Here is a 17,835-nt window from a genome sequence, read left to right as displayed (position 1 = left end):
AGGCTGCTTTAAATTATATTCTTCTTATTTATCCTCCAGTTTATCCAAGCCCAGTTCCCTAGTCAGGCTCCTTGTCAGCAGAATCTCATCTGCAGATTTTGCGTGGTCTATTTTACCCGCCTGGCTGCGTCCTCTGGGAATATTTCTATTCTGCTGGTGTTTCTGCGCATCTGCAGCCTTTTTCACATCGGAAGCATCAATCACCATTGTCTCCCTGACATCTCCCTGACGTTCGTTAATATGCTTAACATTGACCTCTGGTGCGGAAACTCCGATTTTGGGAACCGCTTTTACATAGTAATAATATTCATCATCCTCAAATTGCATACGTTCTGTCCTTGCATAATCAACCGAGAAGAACAAAAACTCCAATACGAATCCCGCGGCTATAGCTACAGCGCCGCTTATTACCAACAGGCTGTATGATAAATGTACATTTAAGGCAAAATTACCTGCCGCCCCGATAATAATGGCTGTCAGGGCCCCTGCCGCAGTCCCAATCTTCCAGGCATGGTCAACAGAACGCGTCCGCACTGCATATACGATTAAGAGACTGATAGAAATAGCAAGCACCATTACCCACATTTCTTTATTTGTCAGCGACTGTTTTGTAAATGCCACTAACCCTTCTATAAGGCCTGCCGCATCCCCGCCTTTAAAGGCGGATGACGAACCTTTTACAAAATGTATCATATAATAAACGATTGTCCCAAATGCAGCCGGAAGTACACAGACAGGGGCTGCAAGAAGGCCGAATGCCACTGGTATCACAAAAGGTATTTTAAATGCAAAGGCAATCGGGGTCAGCAGAACCAGCCAGGATTTTGAAGGAGTAAACCGAAAATAAAAAATATACATAATCAGAAAAATAACCAGTGCTACAATTGCTATGGGCAGAGACAGCGCATAAAAATGTAAAAGTATCAGCGCCGTAGCTGCAATCACCATGATAACAAGGGGAAGGAATGCACATACCACGGAAAGCCCAACTGTACACAATATAGAAGAAGCAGCCTTCATAAACCCGATATTCGAGTTGATAAGGCCAAAAACACATAACCCCAGAATAAACTGTAAAACCTTTATAATGTATGTGGAATACTTAGCATATACTTTCTGCAGTTGCTCTTTCCAGACCAGTAATGTACTCATAATAATTAATTTTTCTCCTTCATATATAACTTTCCCAGGCGGGATAAATCTCTATAGTACTTTTTCATGCGCTGTTTTGCCTTATTATGGCGGGTTTTATAAAAGCTGCCTGCACAGACACAGTAAATAATCAGTATGACAAGATATGCGCCGACCACTGCCCCTCCCATAATAAACAGCTTCGTCACTGTCAAATCTTTTAGCAGGGCATCCAGGTTGCATACCCCTACCAACCCCACTATGAGAGCATATCCGATAGTAACCCAGATAGCTGTAATCAGGGTATTCATGCTTGCATAATCCTTTTTATAATAACTGCTGATTTTAAAATCTTCCACGGCCAGGCTTTTCTCATATGCAGCCATTTTAGTCATCAACCTGACACGGTTTTTGTCCAACATTTAACCACCTCTGTGTTTTCTTACTTTTAAACATCATTTTTAGTATAGCATACAGCTAGAGTCCTTGTCCAATGCTTATAGTCAAAAAATACACTTTTTCCGCTCCCGCTTTTCTCAGCATTTTTGCAGCTCCATTGATCGTACTCCCTGTTGTATAAATATCATCAACCAGCAGCACTGAGGCCTTTGGCTGGTACTGGCCTGACAGGGCAAACGCCCCTCTCATATTTGCAGTCCTGCCCTTATTGTCAAGGCTTTTCTGGGGAACCGTCTTTTTCACCCTGAAAAGCGCCTGTTTCTGGACTGGTATATCTAAAATACGCCCCAGCCCTTCAGCCAGAAGTTCAGCCTGGTTATATCCTCTGGCCCGCCTTCTGGATCTGTGCAAAGGGATGGGGATTATCTCCTGGATCCCCCACCCAGACAGGCTTTCTGCAAAATGTGCCGCCATTTCAGCGGCGAAAACCTCCCCGTACCGCCTCTTATTCTTATACTTAAAATCATATACTGCCTTTGAGACAGCTCCCCTATGCGCCCACAGGCTGTATCCCTGTTCATAATACCCAGGTTCCCTCCCACAGTCCCGGCAATATTCTTCCTCCTCCTGATCCAGGCTTTTGCCGCAGCGCATACAGCGGGGTTCTTCTATGTAATGGATATGCTTCCTGCACACCGGGCAGATTCCATCATATGTAATCTCACGGCAGAAAGGGCAGACGGGAGGATAAAGGAAATTTAAAATTCCTGTATACGCTCTGCCAGGCTTGTATAGCGGTTCTGTTCGTTTTTGTTTTGTATCATCTCCTGAAATGTCACATCACTCCCCACAATTGTCAGGCATTTTTTTGCTCTTGTTACTGCTGTATAGAGAAGGTTCCTGTTATACAGCATTTTAGGCCCGGGCAGAAGCGGAATGATCACTGCGGGATACTCACTGCCCTGTGACTTGTGCACGGTGATGGCATAGGCCAGCTCCAGCTCATCCAGCGCCTCAAAAGGATATTCAACTTTGCGCTTTTCGTCATATTCTACCTGCAGTGTCTCGTCATAAAAATTTATTTCTGTGACGACCCCCATATCTCCATTAAATATCCCGGCTCCCTTATCAACAGTCAGCCCAAACTTCGTGCTGATCTCCCACTCCAGCTGATAGTTATTCTTAATCTGCATTACCTTGTCCCCCACTCTGAAGAGCCTCTGCCCGACTTCCTTTTCTGCCTTCTCAGGTGAAGGGGGATTCAAATATTTCTGTAATATAGTATTGAGGCGCTCCACCCCTAAAAGGCCTTTTCTGGTAGGGGTCATTACCTGAATCTCATTGGGGGCCGCCTCTACGTACTGGGGAAGCTTCTTCTGTATCAATGTAATGACTACACTGATGATTACATCTGCCTCCTGCCTTTTTAAAAAGAAAAAATCCTTGCTTTTGTTGTCCAATATAACAGGCTCCCCCGCATGAATCTTATGGGCATTCACTACTATATCGCTCTCTCCTGCCTGCCGGAATATTTTAGTCAGCGTCACCACAGAAAACTTACCGGAGACAATGATATCTTTCAGCACGCTGCCCGGCCCTACTGAAGGCAGCTGATTGACATCTCCCACTAAGATTAGGCGGGTCCCTTCCACAACCGCAGAGAGAAGGGCCTGCATAAGAGGCAGGTCTACCATGGACATTTCATCTATAATAAGTACATCTGTCTCCAGTGGATTCTGCTGGTTGCGCATGAAACCGTTTATATTTCCTTCCTCCTCAGGATTCCCGCTGACTTCCAGCAAACGGTGTATCGTCTGTGCTTCATACCCCGTTGCCTCTGTCATCCGCTTTGCAGCTCTCCCTGTAGGTGCAGCAAGGAGAATACTCATGCCTTCACTTTCAAAAAACTGGATCATTGTATTGATTGTGGTGGTCTTTCCTGTTCCCGGGCCTCCTGTCAAAATCAGCAGCCCGTGCCTGATAGATTCTATGACCGCCCTGTGCTGCATAGGATCAAGAGAAATCTGCCCCTTCTGCTCCACTTTGCGCAGCCGGCTCTCCATCATGTCCTCAGGCATATTGCACTCTATATTCAGATCATGCAGCATGCGGGCTATATTCAACTCCATATAGTAGTAGCGGGCAGCATAAATACGTATTTCATTTCCCGTATCCTTACATACAGTTTTCTTCTCGATGCACAGGTCCATAATATATTTTTCTATATCCCGTATCTCTACGCCGAGAAGGCGGCATGAGCGCAGAAGAAGCGTCTCCCGGGGAAGATAGACGTGCCCCTCGGCTGCTGACTGCTGCAGTGTATAAAATATACCGCTCCGTATTCTGAAGTCCGAGTCTGTGTGTATTCCAATCCTGGAGGCAATCTCATCGGCGGTCTTAAACCCAACGCCGTCAATATTGTCCGCCAGCTGATAGGGATTCTCTTCCAGAACCTCATAAAGCCTTGTCCCATAATATTTATAGATTTTCACGGCCAGGGTGGTGGATATGCCATAATTTTGTAAATAAATCATAGCCCTGCGCATATCCTTTTTATCCTCTACCTGCTCTGCAATCTCCCGGGCCTTGCGCTCGCTGATTCCTTTAATCTCTGCAAGGCGTTCCGGCTCTTCCTCCATGATCCGAAAAGTATCTTCTTTAAACATGCCCACTATCCGGCCTGCGAGGGCCGGCCCGACTCCCTTTACAGCGCCAGAGCCAAGATACTTTTCGATTGAGACAAGGTCTTCCGGCTCCTTCAGCTTATAAGAGCTTACTTTGAGCTGGGTTCCGTAAACACTGTGATTCACATATTCTCCCCCAACTTCAACCAGATCTCCCTCACTTAATATATTAAAACTACCGACACAAGTCAGCTCTCCTTCCTCGTTCTGCAGATTAAAAACTGTATAACCATTATCTTCATTTCTGAACACAATATGTTCCACATATCCAGTAACCGATTCCACAATCTCCTCCTCTTTCAGGCTTTCTTGTCTCTGCCAGGCGTTTGCCTCTCCCGGCGCGCCGCCAAAGCTGTGCCTCAGACAGACATAAGCAAATCCCCACCGGGCCTTGCAAATTTGATGAAAACCGATGCCAAATGCACTTTCAGCCTGAAGTCTGTATCTATTCCTGAAACCAGGATTTGCCTCCAACGCAAGGGGGACAGACTCCCCCTGGTACCTGTCCAACCCAATACCATCCAAAGTAGTCTGCCCCATCCCGGCCCTTTTACTTAGAAATCTTTTCTGCCGCTCATAAACTCTACAAACTGCCCGGTTCCGATAGCTACTACTTTCATCGGATCCTCCGCAGTCATTGTATGAATGCCTGTCTTTTCTTCTATCAGCTCTTCCAGGCCCCTAAGCATCGCCCCTCCGCCAGTCAGCACAATCCCTCTGTCCAAAATATCTGCTGACAGTTCCGGCGGCGTCTTTTCCAAAACTGCAATGACCGCCTCCACAATCTGCCCTGTGGCTTCCCTCAGCGCTTCCTCTGTCTCGGAGGAGGTCACTGTCACTGTCTTTGGGAGTCCTGTGACCAAATTGCGCCCCCTGACTTCCATCGTCTCCTCTTCTACAAGAGGATATGTTGTCCCTATTTTAATCTTAATATCCTCTGCTGTACGCTCCCCTATCAGCAGATTATGTTTTTTACGCATATATCTGACAATCGCCTCATCAAAATCATCCCCCGCAATCTTGATTGAGGTATTGACTACAGTGCCTCCCAGTGAGATCACAGCGATATCCGCCGTCCCACCGCCTATGTCCACAATCATATTGCCGCAGGGCTTGGAGATGTCGATTCCCGCGCCGATTGCAGCGGCTACCGGCTCTTCAATCAAATGTACTTCCCTGGCCCCGGCAGCAAAGGTCGCTTCTTCCACGGCCTTTTTCTCAACTTCTGTAACGCCGCTGGGGACACATATGCTGATCCGTGGTTTCTTAAAAGTTCTTTTTCCCAGGGACTTCTGTACAAAGTACTTAATCATCTTCTCTGTCACCGTATAGTCGGAAATCACACCCTGGCGGAGGGGGCGGACAGCGATAATATTGCCTGGTGTTCTCCCCAGCATCAGACGTGCTTCCTCCCCGATAGCCTTAATCACGTTGGTATCCCTGTCAAAAGCCACCACAGATGGCTCTTTGAGTACGACCCCCTTCCCCTTTACATACACAAGCACGCTGGCTGTGCCTAAATCTATCCCAATATCTACAGACATACTGACTCTCCCTTCCAAAACCCTTATTACTCATCTTATATCTAATCCTTTGTATTTCACTGCCCAAGGCAGAAATCATTTGCTGATATGTCTTTGATTGCACAATTAGTATAATAAACTTTTCCAGAAATGGAAACCCTTTTTTTGTATTTTTAGTATTTCTTAATGATTTGGAAAATACGCTCTGGATAATTCGACTTTTTATGCAGATATGCTATTAGTATGAGGAAAAAAACGATTCTTATGAATAAAAATTGACAATTTATTAAAAAGTATTTATAGACAGAATATTCCCGGAATCCACCCCCAATTTCTGCTCCCCAGGGTATCAGCCTTGCCGTATAAAACTCAAAAAATATCTCCACACTCCTACTTTCCCAATATAGGGCAGGAGGTTTGGAAGCTTAAGAGCATCCAGCTTCCAAACCTTATATCACAGGATTCCCCCTTCAACTTGATCTCCCTATATCTATCCTCTGCTTTTGTTGAGCATGGCCTTGATATATTTGCCAGTATAAGAGCGGGGATTTTCAGCAATCTCCTCAGGCGTCCCTTTGGCAACCACTGTCCCCCCTCTGTCCCCCCCCTCTGGGCCAATGTCTATAATATAATCAGCAGTTTTTATGACATCCAGGTTATGCTCAATTACCACAACCGTATTCCCGTCGCCAGAAAGCCGCCTCAAAATCTCAGTCAGTTTATGGACATCGGCAAAATGCAGCCCTGTAGTCGGTTCATCTAAAATGTAAACTGTCTTGCCTGTGCTTCTCCTGCTCAATTCTGATGCCAGCTTAATTCTCTGTGCCTCTCCCCCTGACAGTTCCGTAGACGGCTGCCCCAGGCGGATATAAGAAAGTCCCACATCATACAAGGTCTCCATTTTTCTGCGTATACTAGGCACATGTTCAAAAAATCCCAGCGCTTCTTCTACTGTCATATTCAGGACATCATAAATGGTCTTGCCCTTATACTTAACCTCCAGTGTCTCTCTGTTATAACGCTTGCCGCCACATACCTCACAGGGAACATACACATCGGGAAGAAAATGCATCTCAATTTTCAAAATGCCGTCACCGCTGCAGGCCTCACATCGCCCTCCCTTGACGTTAAAACTGAACCTGCCCTTTTTATATCCTCTGGACTTTGCGTCCGGCGTGGCCGCAAATAAGTCCCTGATTAAGTCAAAGACCCCAGTATAGGTGGCAGGGTTGGATCTGGGAGTCCTTCCGATGGGGGACTGATCAATGTCAATCACCTTATCCACCTGATTAAGTCCCTCGATCCTTTTATGCTTTCCCGGAATTGTCCTGGCCCGGTTCAGTTCTCTGGCAAGCTTTTTATATAATATTTCATTAACCAGAGAACTTTTCCCAGAACCAGATACCCCGGTCACACAAGTCATAATGCCAAGGGGGATATCCACATCAATATTCTTCAGATTATTTTCTTCTGCACCTACTATCTTCAGGATTCCTGTGGGTTCTTTCCTCTCTTCTGGAACAGGGATCTGTATTTTCCCACTTAAATATTTTCCTGTTATAGAATGGGGGTCTTTCATGATCTCTTTGGCCGTGCCCACAGCTACCACCTCTCCGCCATGCTCCCCCGCTCCCGGCCCGATGTCCACTACACAATCTGCCGCCAGCATTGTATCCTCGTCATGCTCCACCACAATCAGGCTATTGCCCAGGTCACGCAGATGCTTCAGCGTTGCCAGAAGTTTATCGTTATCCCGCTGATGGAGGCCTATACTTGGCTCGTCCAGTATATAAGCAACCCCTACCAAACCGGATCCAATCTGTGTAGCCAGCCGGATCCTCTGGGCCTCCCCGCCGGAAAGAGAACCGGTTGCCCTTGCCAACGTCAGGTAGTCTAACCCCACATCCATAAGGAACTGAATCCTGGCCCTAATCTCCTTCAAAATCTGACCTCCTATAAGCTGCTGGGTGTGGGTCAGCTCAAGCCGGCCCAAGAAATCCTGCAGCTTTTCTATGGAAAGTGCTGTTACATCTGCAATGTTTTTCCCACCCACTGTAACCGCCAGGGCACCTTTTTTCAGGCGCTGGCCGCCGCATTCTGAACAAGGGGTGATATTCATAAAACTCTCATATTCTGCCTTCATGGTCTCAGAGCCGGTCTCTCTATAACGCCTCTCTACATTTTTGAGCAAGCCCTCAAATTCTACATCATAGACTCCCTCTCCCCTCTGTCCTTTATAGTAGACCTTAATAGACTTACCATTTGTTCCGTAAATGAGAATATCATGGATTTTCTTAGGATATTTTTCAAAGGGGGTATCCAGGTCAAATTTATATTCTTTACAGAGAGCATCCAAAATCGCCCTGGTAAAACTGGATTTCTCAGTACATGACTGCCATCCTATCACCGTGATGGCTCCCTGGTTAATGCTCAAAGCCGGATCTGGTATCATTAAATCCTCAGAAAATTCCATTTTATATCCCAGTCCAAAACAAACCGGGCAGGCGCCAAATGGATTATTAAATGAAAAGCTCCGAGGCTCTATCTCTTCAATGCTGATGCCGCAGTCCGGGCAGGCAAAACTCTGGCTGAAGTTCATAGCCTCCCCGCCAATAACGTCTACAATCAACAGTCCTTCCGCAAGATTCAGCACATTTTCAACAGAATCTGTCAGTCTTTTTTCGATTCCTGGTTTTACGACAAGGCGGTCTACAATAATCTCTATATTATGCTTGATATTTTTATCCAGGGAGATCTCTTCCGACAATTCATACATATTGCCATCTATCCGCACTCTTACATATCCGCTTCTCTTTGCCCGCTCCAGCAGCTTTGCATGTGTGCCCTTGCGGCCTCTCACCACTGGGGCAAGAAGCTGAATCTTTGTCCCCTCGGGCTGGCCCATCACCTGATCCACCATCTGGTCTACCGTCTGTTTCATAATCTCCCTGCCACACTTTGGACAGTGGGGTATGCCCACTCTGGCATACAGCAGGCGGAAATAATCATAAATTTCCGTAACTGTCCCTACGGTTGAACGGGGGTTATGGTTGGTGGACTTCTGGTCTATGGAGATAGCCGGAGACAACCCTTCAATACTCTCCACATTGGGTTTCTCCATCTGCCCCAGGAACTGCCGCGCATAGGAGGACAATGACTCCATATATCTGCGCTGCCCTTCTGCGTAAATCGTATCAAAGGCCAGTGACGACTTGCCAGATCCACTCAGTCCGGTCAGCACAACCAGTTCATTCCTTGGAATGTCCAAATCAATATTTTTTAAATTATTTTCATTTGCGCCCCGTATTTTAATATACTTCCTGGCATCCATTTTCTTTCCCATGCTGTTTTCCTTCCTATACCCTACCTAGTATCTGTAATATTCTCTCCTCTATCTGGCGAAAGCACCTGGCCGTATCACTGCGGGCTGGCGGCAATACCCCCGGTAAAATATGCCCGGGAATGATATGCCTGGCTGCCCCAATTAGTAGTATATTGCCATCCTAATTAATCATCCATCTCATTGAGTGTCCTTTTCAGTTCTATAAGCCTGTCACGCAGCTCTGCCGCAGTCTCAAAATCTAACTCCGCCGCTGCTTTCTTCATCTGCTTTGACATATCTGCGATGAGTTTCTCCAACTCCTTTCTGCTCATTGACTCTGGATCTTTTTCTATCCGCATCTCTTCTGCTGCAGCTTTCTTTGAAATGCTGATCAGATCCCTTACTGACTTCTGGATTGTCTGGGGAGTTATCCCATGCTCTTCATTATATTTCATCTGGATTTCCCGTCTCCGCAGCGTCTCATCCATGGCATTTCGCATAGATTCTGTCACGGTATCTGCATACATAATTACATGGCCCTGCGCATTTCGGGCCGCCCGCCCTATCGTCTGGATCAGGGAAGTCTCTGAACGCAGAAATCCCTCCTTGTCAGCATCCAGAATCGCTACCAATGTAATCTCTGGAATATCAAGGCCCTCCCTTAAAAGATTGATCCCTACCAGCACATCAAATACATCAAGGCGCATATCACGTATAATCTCAGAACGCTCAAGGGTATCTACATCCGAATGGAGATATTTTACCCTGATCCCCACTTCCCGCATATAGTCTGTCAGATCCTCAGCCATCCTTTTAGTCAAGGTCGTCACAAGAACTTTGTTTTTCCTGGAAACTTCTTTGTTAATCTCACCCACCAAGTCATCAATCTGCCCTTCTACCGGGCGCACTTCCACCTGAGGGTCCAACAGGCCTGTGGGCCGTATCACCTGTTCTGCCCGCAGCAATTCATGTTCCTGCTCATAAGGCCCTGGCGTAGCTGAAACAAACATAATCTGGTTTATCTTTCCTTCGAACTCACTAAAATTCAAAGGTCGGTTATCCTTTGCAGAAGGAAGGCGGAAACCATAATCTACCAGTGTGGACTTCCGGGACTGGTCGCCTGCATACATCCCGCCAATCTGTGGGATCGTCTTATGCGATTCATCTATCATCATAATAAAATCATCGGGAAAATAATCTATCAGCGTATAGGGAGCCTGCCCTGGGGACAACCCGGCCAGATGCCGGGAATAATTCTCTATCCCTGAACAAAACCCAGTCTCCTTGAGCATCTCTATGTCAAAATTAGTCCTTTCTGCAATTCTCTGTGCTTCCAGGAGCTTGTCCCTGCCCTTGAACTCCCTGACCCGCTCCTCCAATTCTTCTTCAATGGCCTTTACCGCACGGCTGATATTCTCTTTGTCCACCACATAATGGGAAGCCGGGAAAATGGCCACATGCTTCAGCTCATCCTTAATCTCCCCTGTCAGGATGTCAATCTCTGTAATACGGTCCACTTCATCCCCAAACCACTCAATCCTCACAGCTGTGTCTGCTGAATTTGCCGGTATTACTTCCATGACATCCCCCCGCACACGGAATGTTCCCCGGTGGAAGTCCATCTCATTTCTGTCATATTGAATCTCGATGAGCTTGGCCATCACCTCATCCCTGTCCTTTGTCATTCCAGGACGCAGAGAAATTACCATATTCTGATAATCTACAGGACTTCCCAGGCCGTAGATACAGGAAACACTGGCAACAATGATCACATCGCGGCGTTCCGCCAATGCCATGGTGGCGGAGAGACGGAGCTTATCAATCTCATCGTTAATAGAGGAGTCCTTGGCAATGTAAGTGTCTGATGAAGGGACGTAGGCCTCGGGTTGGTAGTAGTCGTAATAGGATACAAAATACTCCACCGCGTTATTGGGGAAAAATTCTTTGAACTCCCCGTAAAGCTGTGCAGCGAGTGTTTTATTGTGTGCAATGATCAGTGTCGGCTTGTTCAATTCCTGTATTACATTCGCCATCGTGAATGTCTTACCAGAGCCCGTAACCCCTAGTAAAGTCTGGCATTGGTTGCCTTCCTTAAATCCTTTTACAAGCTGTTCAATGGCCTGTGGCTGATCTCCTGTCGGCTGATATGGGGATTCTAATTTAAAGATTTTTTCTTCACTCATTCACATTTCTCCCTGCATTTCTATGAATACTCACACGGCAATTACACGAATTTTTCGTGTAATTGCCGTGTTTCTTCTATTGTCAAAATCCAAAAACACACATTTTGTTTTTTATTATCACTTGTTTTTAGAACAAATGTTCTTACTTCATTTTATCCTATATATTGTTTAGTGTCAACTCTTCTTTTTAGGATTTTGTCATGTTATCCTGTCCGTGTTTTTCTTGTACGAAAACAGATAATCAATTGCCCCATTTCAAGGATATTTTGAGTTCTTTTACCATTCTATCTCATATTACGCTCCATATTAATCATCCTTTAAAATACCGCCTGCTTTTTACAACAGCATCTCCATCTTTTCTGTCAAATTCCAATCCCATATTAACATTTCTTTATCAGGTTCCTTAACCATAATGTCAGGCTGGCAGTCCCTGATTAATTCTTTCATATCGACATAATAATCTGTAGTAAATCCTTTTTTAGTATGCCCAAGTGTTTTTAAGACCGATTTTAATGAATATCCTGCTTTTAAAATTGTTGTAGCATACGTGTATCTTAAAATTTTCCAATTCATATACGGCAAATCATGCTCCTGAATATTTTATTGATTTCCGCAATCAGACACATTCAACCTTTGATCGGTTATACCGCATTGACAGACGCGATTATCCAGAAACAGCGGTCAGGGAAGCGCTTTTAAACCTTTTGGTTCATCGCGAATATTCCTTCCGTGCCAGCACGTTCATCAGTCTTTATGCTGACAGACTTGAATTCACCTCTATCGGTGGTCTAGTAAGCGGTGTAACCTTAAAAGATGTAAAAATGGGGATTTCCGTCTGCCGGAATGCTAAACTGGCAAATGTATTCTACCGCCTGGAGCTGATAGAAGTCTACGGAACAGGAATTATGAAAATTAGAGATGCATATGAAGGAACCGAAATGACTCCTCAAATTGAAACATCCGACAACGCCTTTAAAATCATTCTTCCTAACCTAAACGCAAATACTAAACCAAAAAAAACAAACCAAATCACTCCCCAAAAAGATACGCCTGAAGAAAAAGTAATTGCTCTGACAAAAGAACGAAGTTTTGTTACCAGAAAAGAAGTTGAAATACTGCTTGGGATAGGTCAGTCTTCATCCGGACGACTTTTAAAGAAAATGACAGAAAATGGTCAGATTGTACAAGAAGGCAAGGGAAAAAACACCCATTACCTTCTTCCACAATAAATCGAATATTTTTGTTCGCTAAAGCACAGATGCGAAGTGGCAGTTTCGTCACTTCGCCCACAAAAACCGCTAATGTATGTTTACTCGCATTGGTCTTTATATCATTCATTGACTTCTTTCGCAGAAATTGTAAAATCCCTATACTCCTCCGCCAGATAATAACTCACAATTTCCTGCTCCAGCTTCACATCCTTCTCAAGCATATACTCCGCACTTTCTTTATATGGCTCCTTCCCGGCAATCTTTCGCAAACGTCTCTTATCCTGAATCGTCAGTTTCTGCAGACATTTCTCGTATTTAGGATTCCGAAGTTCCTCTACCGACATATGCCACAATCCAAATGCTTTGCCCGTCATCCGGCACAAGTGCTCATGAATATAAAATCCTCCAGAATCAATATCACCAAAATGAAGAAACGCAAGCTGCGGGTTCTCCTCTATTACCTTTTTCAGAAACTCTCTCTGCATACGGCTGACATAACCACCGAGGTAGAAAAATACAGCATCCTTCTTTTTACATCTGTAATATGCCGTCTTATTTTCGACCGTTATAAATAAGGTTCCCCTGACGAAAATCCCTTCGATATCAGCGAGTTCCTCTGCTGCAAACTCCACCCCGCCCGGGAATGCGCCAAGCTCTATCAACTCTCCACACTTTTTCAGCGCAACATTCCCTTTCATACAAAGTCGCTGCTGCTCCGGATATATGAAATAATCTTCCAGGATTTCACCTGGCATCTCGTCTGCCGGGCAAGGGCGTTCTAAATACTTCCTCAGCTTCCTGCATACGGTATCAAACATCTTCTCTTCAAAATATTTCGATGTCCCATAAATCATCATCGATACTTCCCGCAAAAATAGCGGTGTCTGGTTATTCTCTATGAACACAAGCGCCTTCAGGATTTCTTCGGTCTGTTCGTACTGCTTTGGAATCCGGTTCTGCTCCAGCTCCTCTTCTAATTCCCGGCATATTTGGGAAGCAGCCGGAGATTTCCCTTCATACTGCCGTATCATTTTCCTGACTATTTCCCGCTTATCCTGTTTTGATTCATACCCATACTCCGCCTTTAAATAGGCTTCTACCTCCTCAATCTGCAGATCTTCCAGATAGATTGTCTCAATCTCATGACTGAATTTCTTCGTTTTGAAATTCAGAAATCCCATTTGCGCACAAGATTCAGCCGCCTCATTCAAGGCCGTGATTTCCTCAATCTCACCATCATTCTGACGATATTGCGGACAAATCTTTTCTGGATTTAACGCTGTACGCCTGCGAATCACATTGTCTCCACGATCCTTCTTACTCTTGCGATATGCTTCTGCAAGCCATGTTAAAATCTTTTCTCTGTAATATTCCATCCGCTCGTTCTGTTCTTCCGACATCAATCACACCATCTCCTGACTCCACACACTAAGCCTGCACTTCATTTTCCACCGAATCATGAAACTGCACGACTCCCAGACGCATACTATCCGGGCGGATACGCAGCACCGGAAGAATGACCTCGCACTCATTTCCAATCGTTTCTGTCTTATCCGGGGAACAGAACATCACCTGTAGTCCCTGTTTCTTCATAAAATCAAGCATCAGCTTTACATTTCCTGGATCCATCTTTGCAAAAGGCTCGTCTATAAATACCATTCTTGTAGAGTTCATCTTCTGATTGTAAATCATCAGCAGCGCAGATGTCAGAATCAGAAGATAAGGAATCTGTACCTCGGCCCCGGAATTAAAACCCGTCTGCTTTGACAGCTTCGCACGATCCAGAACATCGTTAGTAATCAGAATTTCATACGTCATATAGTTTCTGTAATCCGCAAAACGCGCAATCGTCTCTTCACTGTTCTTTTCAATGACTCTGTTAATAATCTGCTGCAGACTCTGCTCCAGTTGTTCTGCCTCCTCCTCGGAAAATGTTCCCAGAAAATTCAGAACACCCTGCCCCTCTGTACTTCCAAGCTGCTCCCGCTCATCCAGATATCTGGCATAGCGGAGAATCTGCATATAATCAGAACCATCCCGCACATAATCCACCGCAAACTGGTATTTGGAAGCAAACTGGAGCTTCGCAAGTTCGATGTTAATATCCCGCAGTTCTTCTTTTGCTCTTTCGCAGGATTTCAAAATCATCAAAACAAATTCATTCTTAAATATATCTTCATAGCGCCGGGTCTGCTCCTCCAGTTTCTGCCGTATCTCCTGCAGATGATCCATCCAGATTTTCTCTTTTCTTGCCGCATATGTTTCTCGTTGCTCTACGCCAACACACAGCCCACCGTCCGGATATCTGACCTGATATCCCGCCTGAAGAGCAAGCAGATCTTTCTCTGCTTTCTCAATCTTTTGTTCTGTACGCTTTCTCGACTGCGGCTGCATCAGCCCTCCTGCACCCGTATTCCCGTTCTGCACAAATTTCTCATAGGCTTCTACCGCCTTCTGCACAACCGGATATGCAATCATCTCATAATTGCGGTACCCCTTCTCAGATTCTTCCAATTCCTGGTTCTTCTGTTCCAGACGTTCTTTACAATTCTGAATTGTTGTCTCAAGTTCACTCAATTGGCGATGTTTCTCCTGCTGCTCCTTCTTTACACTTTCTTTCTCTAGATTCAGATTTTCCACAAGATGGTAAAGTTCCATGTACTCCTCATTATCCTCTTGCGCTTTTCTGAGCCGGGCAAGCTGCTCTTCCGAATTCTTATACTGTACTGCCGTTCTTTGGTAAGATTCATGCGCGTCATAACAATATGCTCTGAAAAACCTTTTATCATTTGCAAGCATATTTTTGCGTTCTAAAAGCTGCTCCTTCTCCTGCAGCATTTCTAGCTTCTTATCACGCAGTTTCTCTGCCTCATAGCGAGCCTTTTTGTAGTTCAGCTCGAATGTTTCCTGACCAAGATAGTATGCCTGAATCCGGTCAAAACGCAGGAAATAACTATCCATTGCAACCGACACTCTTCCTTCTCTGGATATCGCATTCTCATAATTCCGCACCTCGTTCTGCTCCACTGCATGGATGCGTCCCAACTGGTATTCAAAATATTTCTGCGCCGTCTTATTACGGATTTCCAGAAAACGTACCGGGGAATCTTCTTTTACCCCTGTCTTTTTCTTCATCAGAAGTTTTGTATTAAACAAATGTGCATACCGGTACTGTGAACGGTTCAGAACATCATCTGCAATATCATAATACTCCGGATCTACGAGAATCGTATAACGCCGCGGTCCGAGAAAAGCCTCCAGCGAATCCCTCCAGGACTCATCGGTAAGACCAATGACATATTCACACGCAAATTTCGCTTCCGCTGGCAATTTACGCCTCCGAAACTCCTCGTTAATCTCCTCCCTGAGACCGACATAATGGGGAATCTGCTCATACACCGTCCGGTGTTTCCGGTACTCTTCCGCATTTCTAAGCTGCTCCTCAAGACGGCTGCTGAGCGCTGTCAGTTCCTGCTCCACACCGCCCATTCTCCGCACCGTCTGGTCATACTTTTCCTCTAACGCATACTTAAGCTGCTCTACTGCCTCCTCTTTCTCAACGACAGAAAAACGTGTGCGCTCACACAGACCGGACAGAATCTGCCGGTTCGCTATACGTTCCCCCTCTTCTCCTATCAGGAACATCATTTCGCTTACTTTAGTCTGGAAATATTCCAGGTCCTGCATCGCTTCTAAAAACTGCTTCTTTTCCTTTCCTAGTTCCTCTAAATGTCGCTCCTCTTCTCCAATCATTTTCGCACAATCCATGGAATTAAGGTTCACCTGCGCCTGAATCAGCCTCCGGTCCACCTCCTCACTGCGCCGCTCGATTGTCTGCAGTATGCTGGCCGCCTCTTCCTTTTGCCGCCCGGCAAGCTCCTGCCTCTGCTTCAGACTTTCAATATCGCGGGCAAGTCCTGTCTTTCTCTTATAAACCAGCTTAATATCATCTGCCAGAAGGCGGTTTTTCTCCGTATCCCATGTATCGTATTCAGCGAGTATCTTCTCAAGCTCGCTAATCTCTCCCTCAATCATCTGAAAGGTATGATTCAGCCGTTCTATATTTGCCTTTGCCTCAATCAGCTTTGTAAAATCCACATTCTTCTCTTCGAGAACACTTTCCCTGATAAAACGATCCACCCGTGCATCCGGGTCGTAGGACATGATGCCTCGAAGCCTTCTCAGATATGCCGGTAACTGACTTAAGCTCATTTTCATTCCCGTCATCTGCAAAAACTTCGGAAGCCCCTGTTCTCGATTCAACAGTGTCAGCGCATATCTCTTCTGTAGCTGGGAAGCTGAATAAGGACAGAGATGACCATTCTCTTCATAAGTATGTGAAATTTCTTCCAGCTTCTTTCCATCCATTACATAACGCAAAGTCTGACAATTATTAGCCGCACTCGTTTCAATCACTGCACCCAAAACGAAAAATTTATCTGCAATACTATCAAAATATTCCAGAACAATGTGACTGTATACATTCAGAACCTTGTCCGCCGACCGCATATAAGTACCTGCCGTCGCATCGAGGAGACCTCTTGTGTAGGAGGACAAAGTACGGCTTCCTTTACTTTCCGAAGATTTATTAAACACTGTATCCCCGTAGGCTGCATACTTCACCGCATCTAAGAGCACCGATTTTCCATTTCCGTTTTTCCCGGCAATCAGCGTAAACTGTCCTACGGGAGCCGTTTCATTGGAAAATGCATACCAGTTAATCAGACGTATTTTTGTAAGTGTGATCATAACTCTGCTTCCTCCTTCTCTTCATCCTTTTTCATGTAATCCCGAACTACCGCTTCAAACTGTGGGATATCCCATCCAAACTGAAGAGACGGATATAACTGGATCAACATATCCTCTCCTTCTTCATTCTCATTATAATGAATCAGACTGTACTTCTTAAATAGCCGGAATGCTGCCGCCAGTTCTTGTTTCCCTGCAATGTCACCATAAGATAAAATCTTGTCAATCAAATCCCCTTTCGTAATGAAATTCCCTTCATTATACCCAAGATTCTCCAAATATGTTTTCCAAAGAACCAGCAAAAGATGATACTGCACTGTCGTAAAGGAAACTACATTTGCACGCTTTAGTCCGACTGCCTCCTCATCTTCTTCGCTTACGGTCAGCATACAGACCCCGCTCTTCTCCTCTACAAGAATCTCGAATCCCATCATGCGCAAATATTCCGAAATATCCTGACGATTGGATTCCCTCGAAGCAAATGCATATAATTTTTCATCTCTATCCCGCAAAATAAACGTTGATGACAGTAGTTTACGAACACACCGCTTGAACAGATTTCCATTTTCTTCTTTGATCGTAAGCTGCAGATTAATATCACTCATAGTGCGCTCCTTCCATGTTTCAAATAAT

The 17,835-nt window shown here is 45.2% G+C and carries 12 protein-coding genes; 1 reads left to right on the top strand and 11 read right to left on the bottom strand.

Annotated features, from left to right (window positions below; genetic code table 11):
- Positions 1 to 24: 24 nt before the first annotated feature.
- The 8 genes from EFA47_RS05610 to EFA47_RS05570 form a co-directional block, all read right to left on the bottom strand.
- Positions 25 to 1,152, bottom strand: coding sequence for a hypothetical protein (locus tag EFA47_RS05610; RefSeq protein WP_122642365.1), 1,128 nt, complete (start codon positions 1,150 to 1,152; stop codon positions 25 to 27).
- 5 nt (positions 1,153 to 1,157) lie between these two features.
- On the bottom strand, positions 1,158 to 1,553 hold the full coding sequence (locus tag EFA47_RS05605) for a hypothetical protein (RefSeq protein ID WP_122642364.1): 396 nt from the start codon (positions 1,551 to 1,553) through the stop codon (positions 1,158 to 1,160).
- A gap of 55 nt (positions 1,554 to 1,608) precedes the next feature.
- Positions 1,609 to 2,250 carry a ComF family protein gene (locus EFA47_RS05600; RefSeq protein WP_334295126.1) on the bottom strand — a complete coding sequence of 214 codons (642 nt, stop codon included), beginning with the start codon at positions 2,248 to 2,250 and terminating at the stop codon, positions 1,609 to 1,611.
- Between the two features lie 38 nt (positions 2,251 to 2,288).
- Positions 2,289 to 4,499, bottom strand: coding sequence for an SF1B family DNA helicase RecD2 (recD2, locus tag EFA47_RS05595; protein ID WP_122644422.1), 2,211 nt, complete (start codon positions 4,497 to 4,499; stop codon positions 2,289 to 2,291).
- 269 nt (positions 4,500 to 4,768) lie between these two features.
- Entirely contained in the window at positions 4,769 to 5,758 is a 990-nt protein-coding gene (mreB, locus tag EFA47_RS05590) for a rod shape-determining protein (RefSeq protein ID WP_122642362.1), read from the bottom strand.
- 469 nt (positions 5,759 to 6,227) lie between these two features.
- Positions 6,228 to 9,080: an excinuclease ABC subunit UvrA gene (gene uvrA / locus EFA47_RS05580; RefSeq protein WP_122642360.1), complete on the bottom strand. Its 2,853-nt coding sequence runs from the start codon at positions 9,078 to 9,080 to the stop codon at positions 6,228 to 6,230.
- Between the two features lie 164 nt (positions 9,081 to 9,244).
- Positions 9,245 to 11,242 (bottom strand): excinuclease ABC subunit UvrB, encoded by a 1,998-nt coding sequence (uvrB, locus tag EFA47_RS05575; protein WP_122642359.1) that lies wholly within the window; start codon positions 11,240 to 11,242, stop codon positions 9,245 to 9,247.
- Positions 11,243 to 11,578: 336 nt separating this feature from the next.
- Positions 11,579 to 11,815: a site-specific integrase gene (locus tag EFA47_RS05570; RefSeq protein ID WP_122642358.1), complete on the bottom strand. Its 237-nt coding sequence runs from the start codon at positions 11,813 to 11,815 to the stop codon at positions 11,579 to 11,581.
- 131 nt (positions 11,816 to 11,946) lie between these two features.
- Here EFA47_RS05570 and EFA47_RS05565 point away from each other — a divergent pair, with 131 nt between their 5' ends.
- Positions 11,947 to 12,471: an ATP-binding protein gene (locus EFA47_RS05565; protein ID WP_235853222.1), complete on the top strand. Its 525-nt coding sequence runs from the start codon at positions 11,947 to 11,949 to the stop codon at positions 12,469 to 12,471.
- A 101-nt stretch (positions 12,472 to 12,572) separates the two neighbouring features.
- Here the strand turns inward: EFA47_RS05565 and EFA47_RS05560 are convergent, their stop codons facing one another.
- The 3 genes from EFA47_RS05560 to EFA47_RS05550 are packed head-to-tail and all read right to left on the bottom strand — an operon-like array spanning position 12,573 to position 17,807.
- Positions 12,573 to 13,853 (bottom strand): Wadjet anti-phage system protein JetD domain-containing protein, encoded by a 1,281-nt coding sequence (locus tag EFA47_RS05560; protein ID WP_122642357.1) that lies wholly within the window; start codon positions 13,851 to 13,853, stop codon positions 12,573 to 12,575.
- A 28-nt stretch (positions 13,854 to 13,881) separates the two neighbouring features.
- Positions 13,882 to 17,202: an SbcC/MukB-like Walker B domain-containing protein gene (locus tag EFA47_RS05555; protein WP_122642356.1), complete on the bottom strand. Its 3,321-nt coding sequence runs from the start codon at positions 17,200 to 17,202 to the stop codon at positions 13,882 to 13,884.
- The gene (locus EFA47_RS05550; RefSeq protein WP_122642355.1) at positions 17,199 to 17,807 is read right to left on the bottom strand and encodes a DUF4194 domain-containing protein; all 609 of its coding nucleotides are present in this window, start codon (positions 17,805 to 17,807) and stop codon (positions 17,199 to 17,201) included. The genes EFA47_RS05555 and EFA47_RS05550 overlap by 4 nt, the downstream gene beginning before the upstream one ends.
- Between the last annotated feature and the right edge of the window lie 28 nt (positions 17,808 to 17,835).

The sequence above is a fragment of the Luxibacter massiliensis genome (assembly GCF_900604355.1).
In the GTDB taxonomy this organism is placed as follows: Bacteria; Bacillota; Clostridia; order Lachnospirales; family Lachnospiraceae; genus Luxibacter; species Luxibacter massiliensis.
This window is presented reverse-complemented; position numbering and strand designations above follow the sequence as displayed.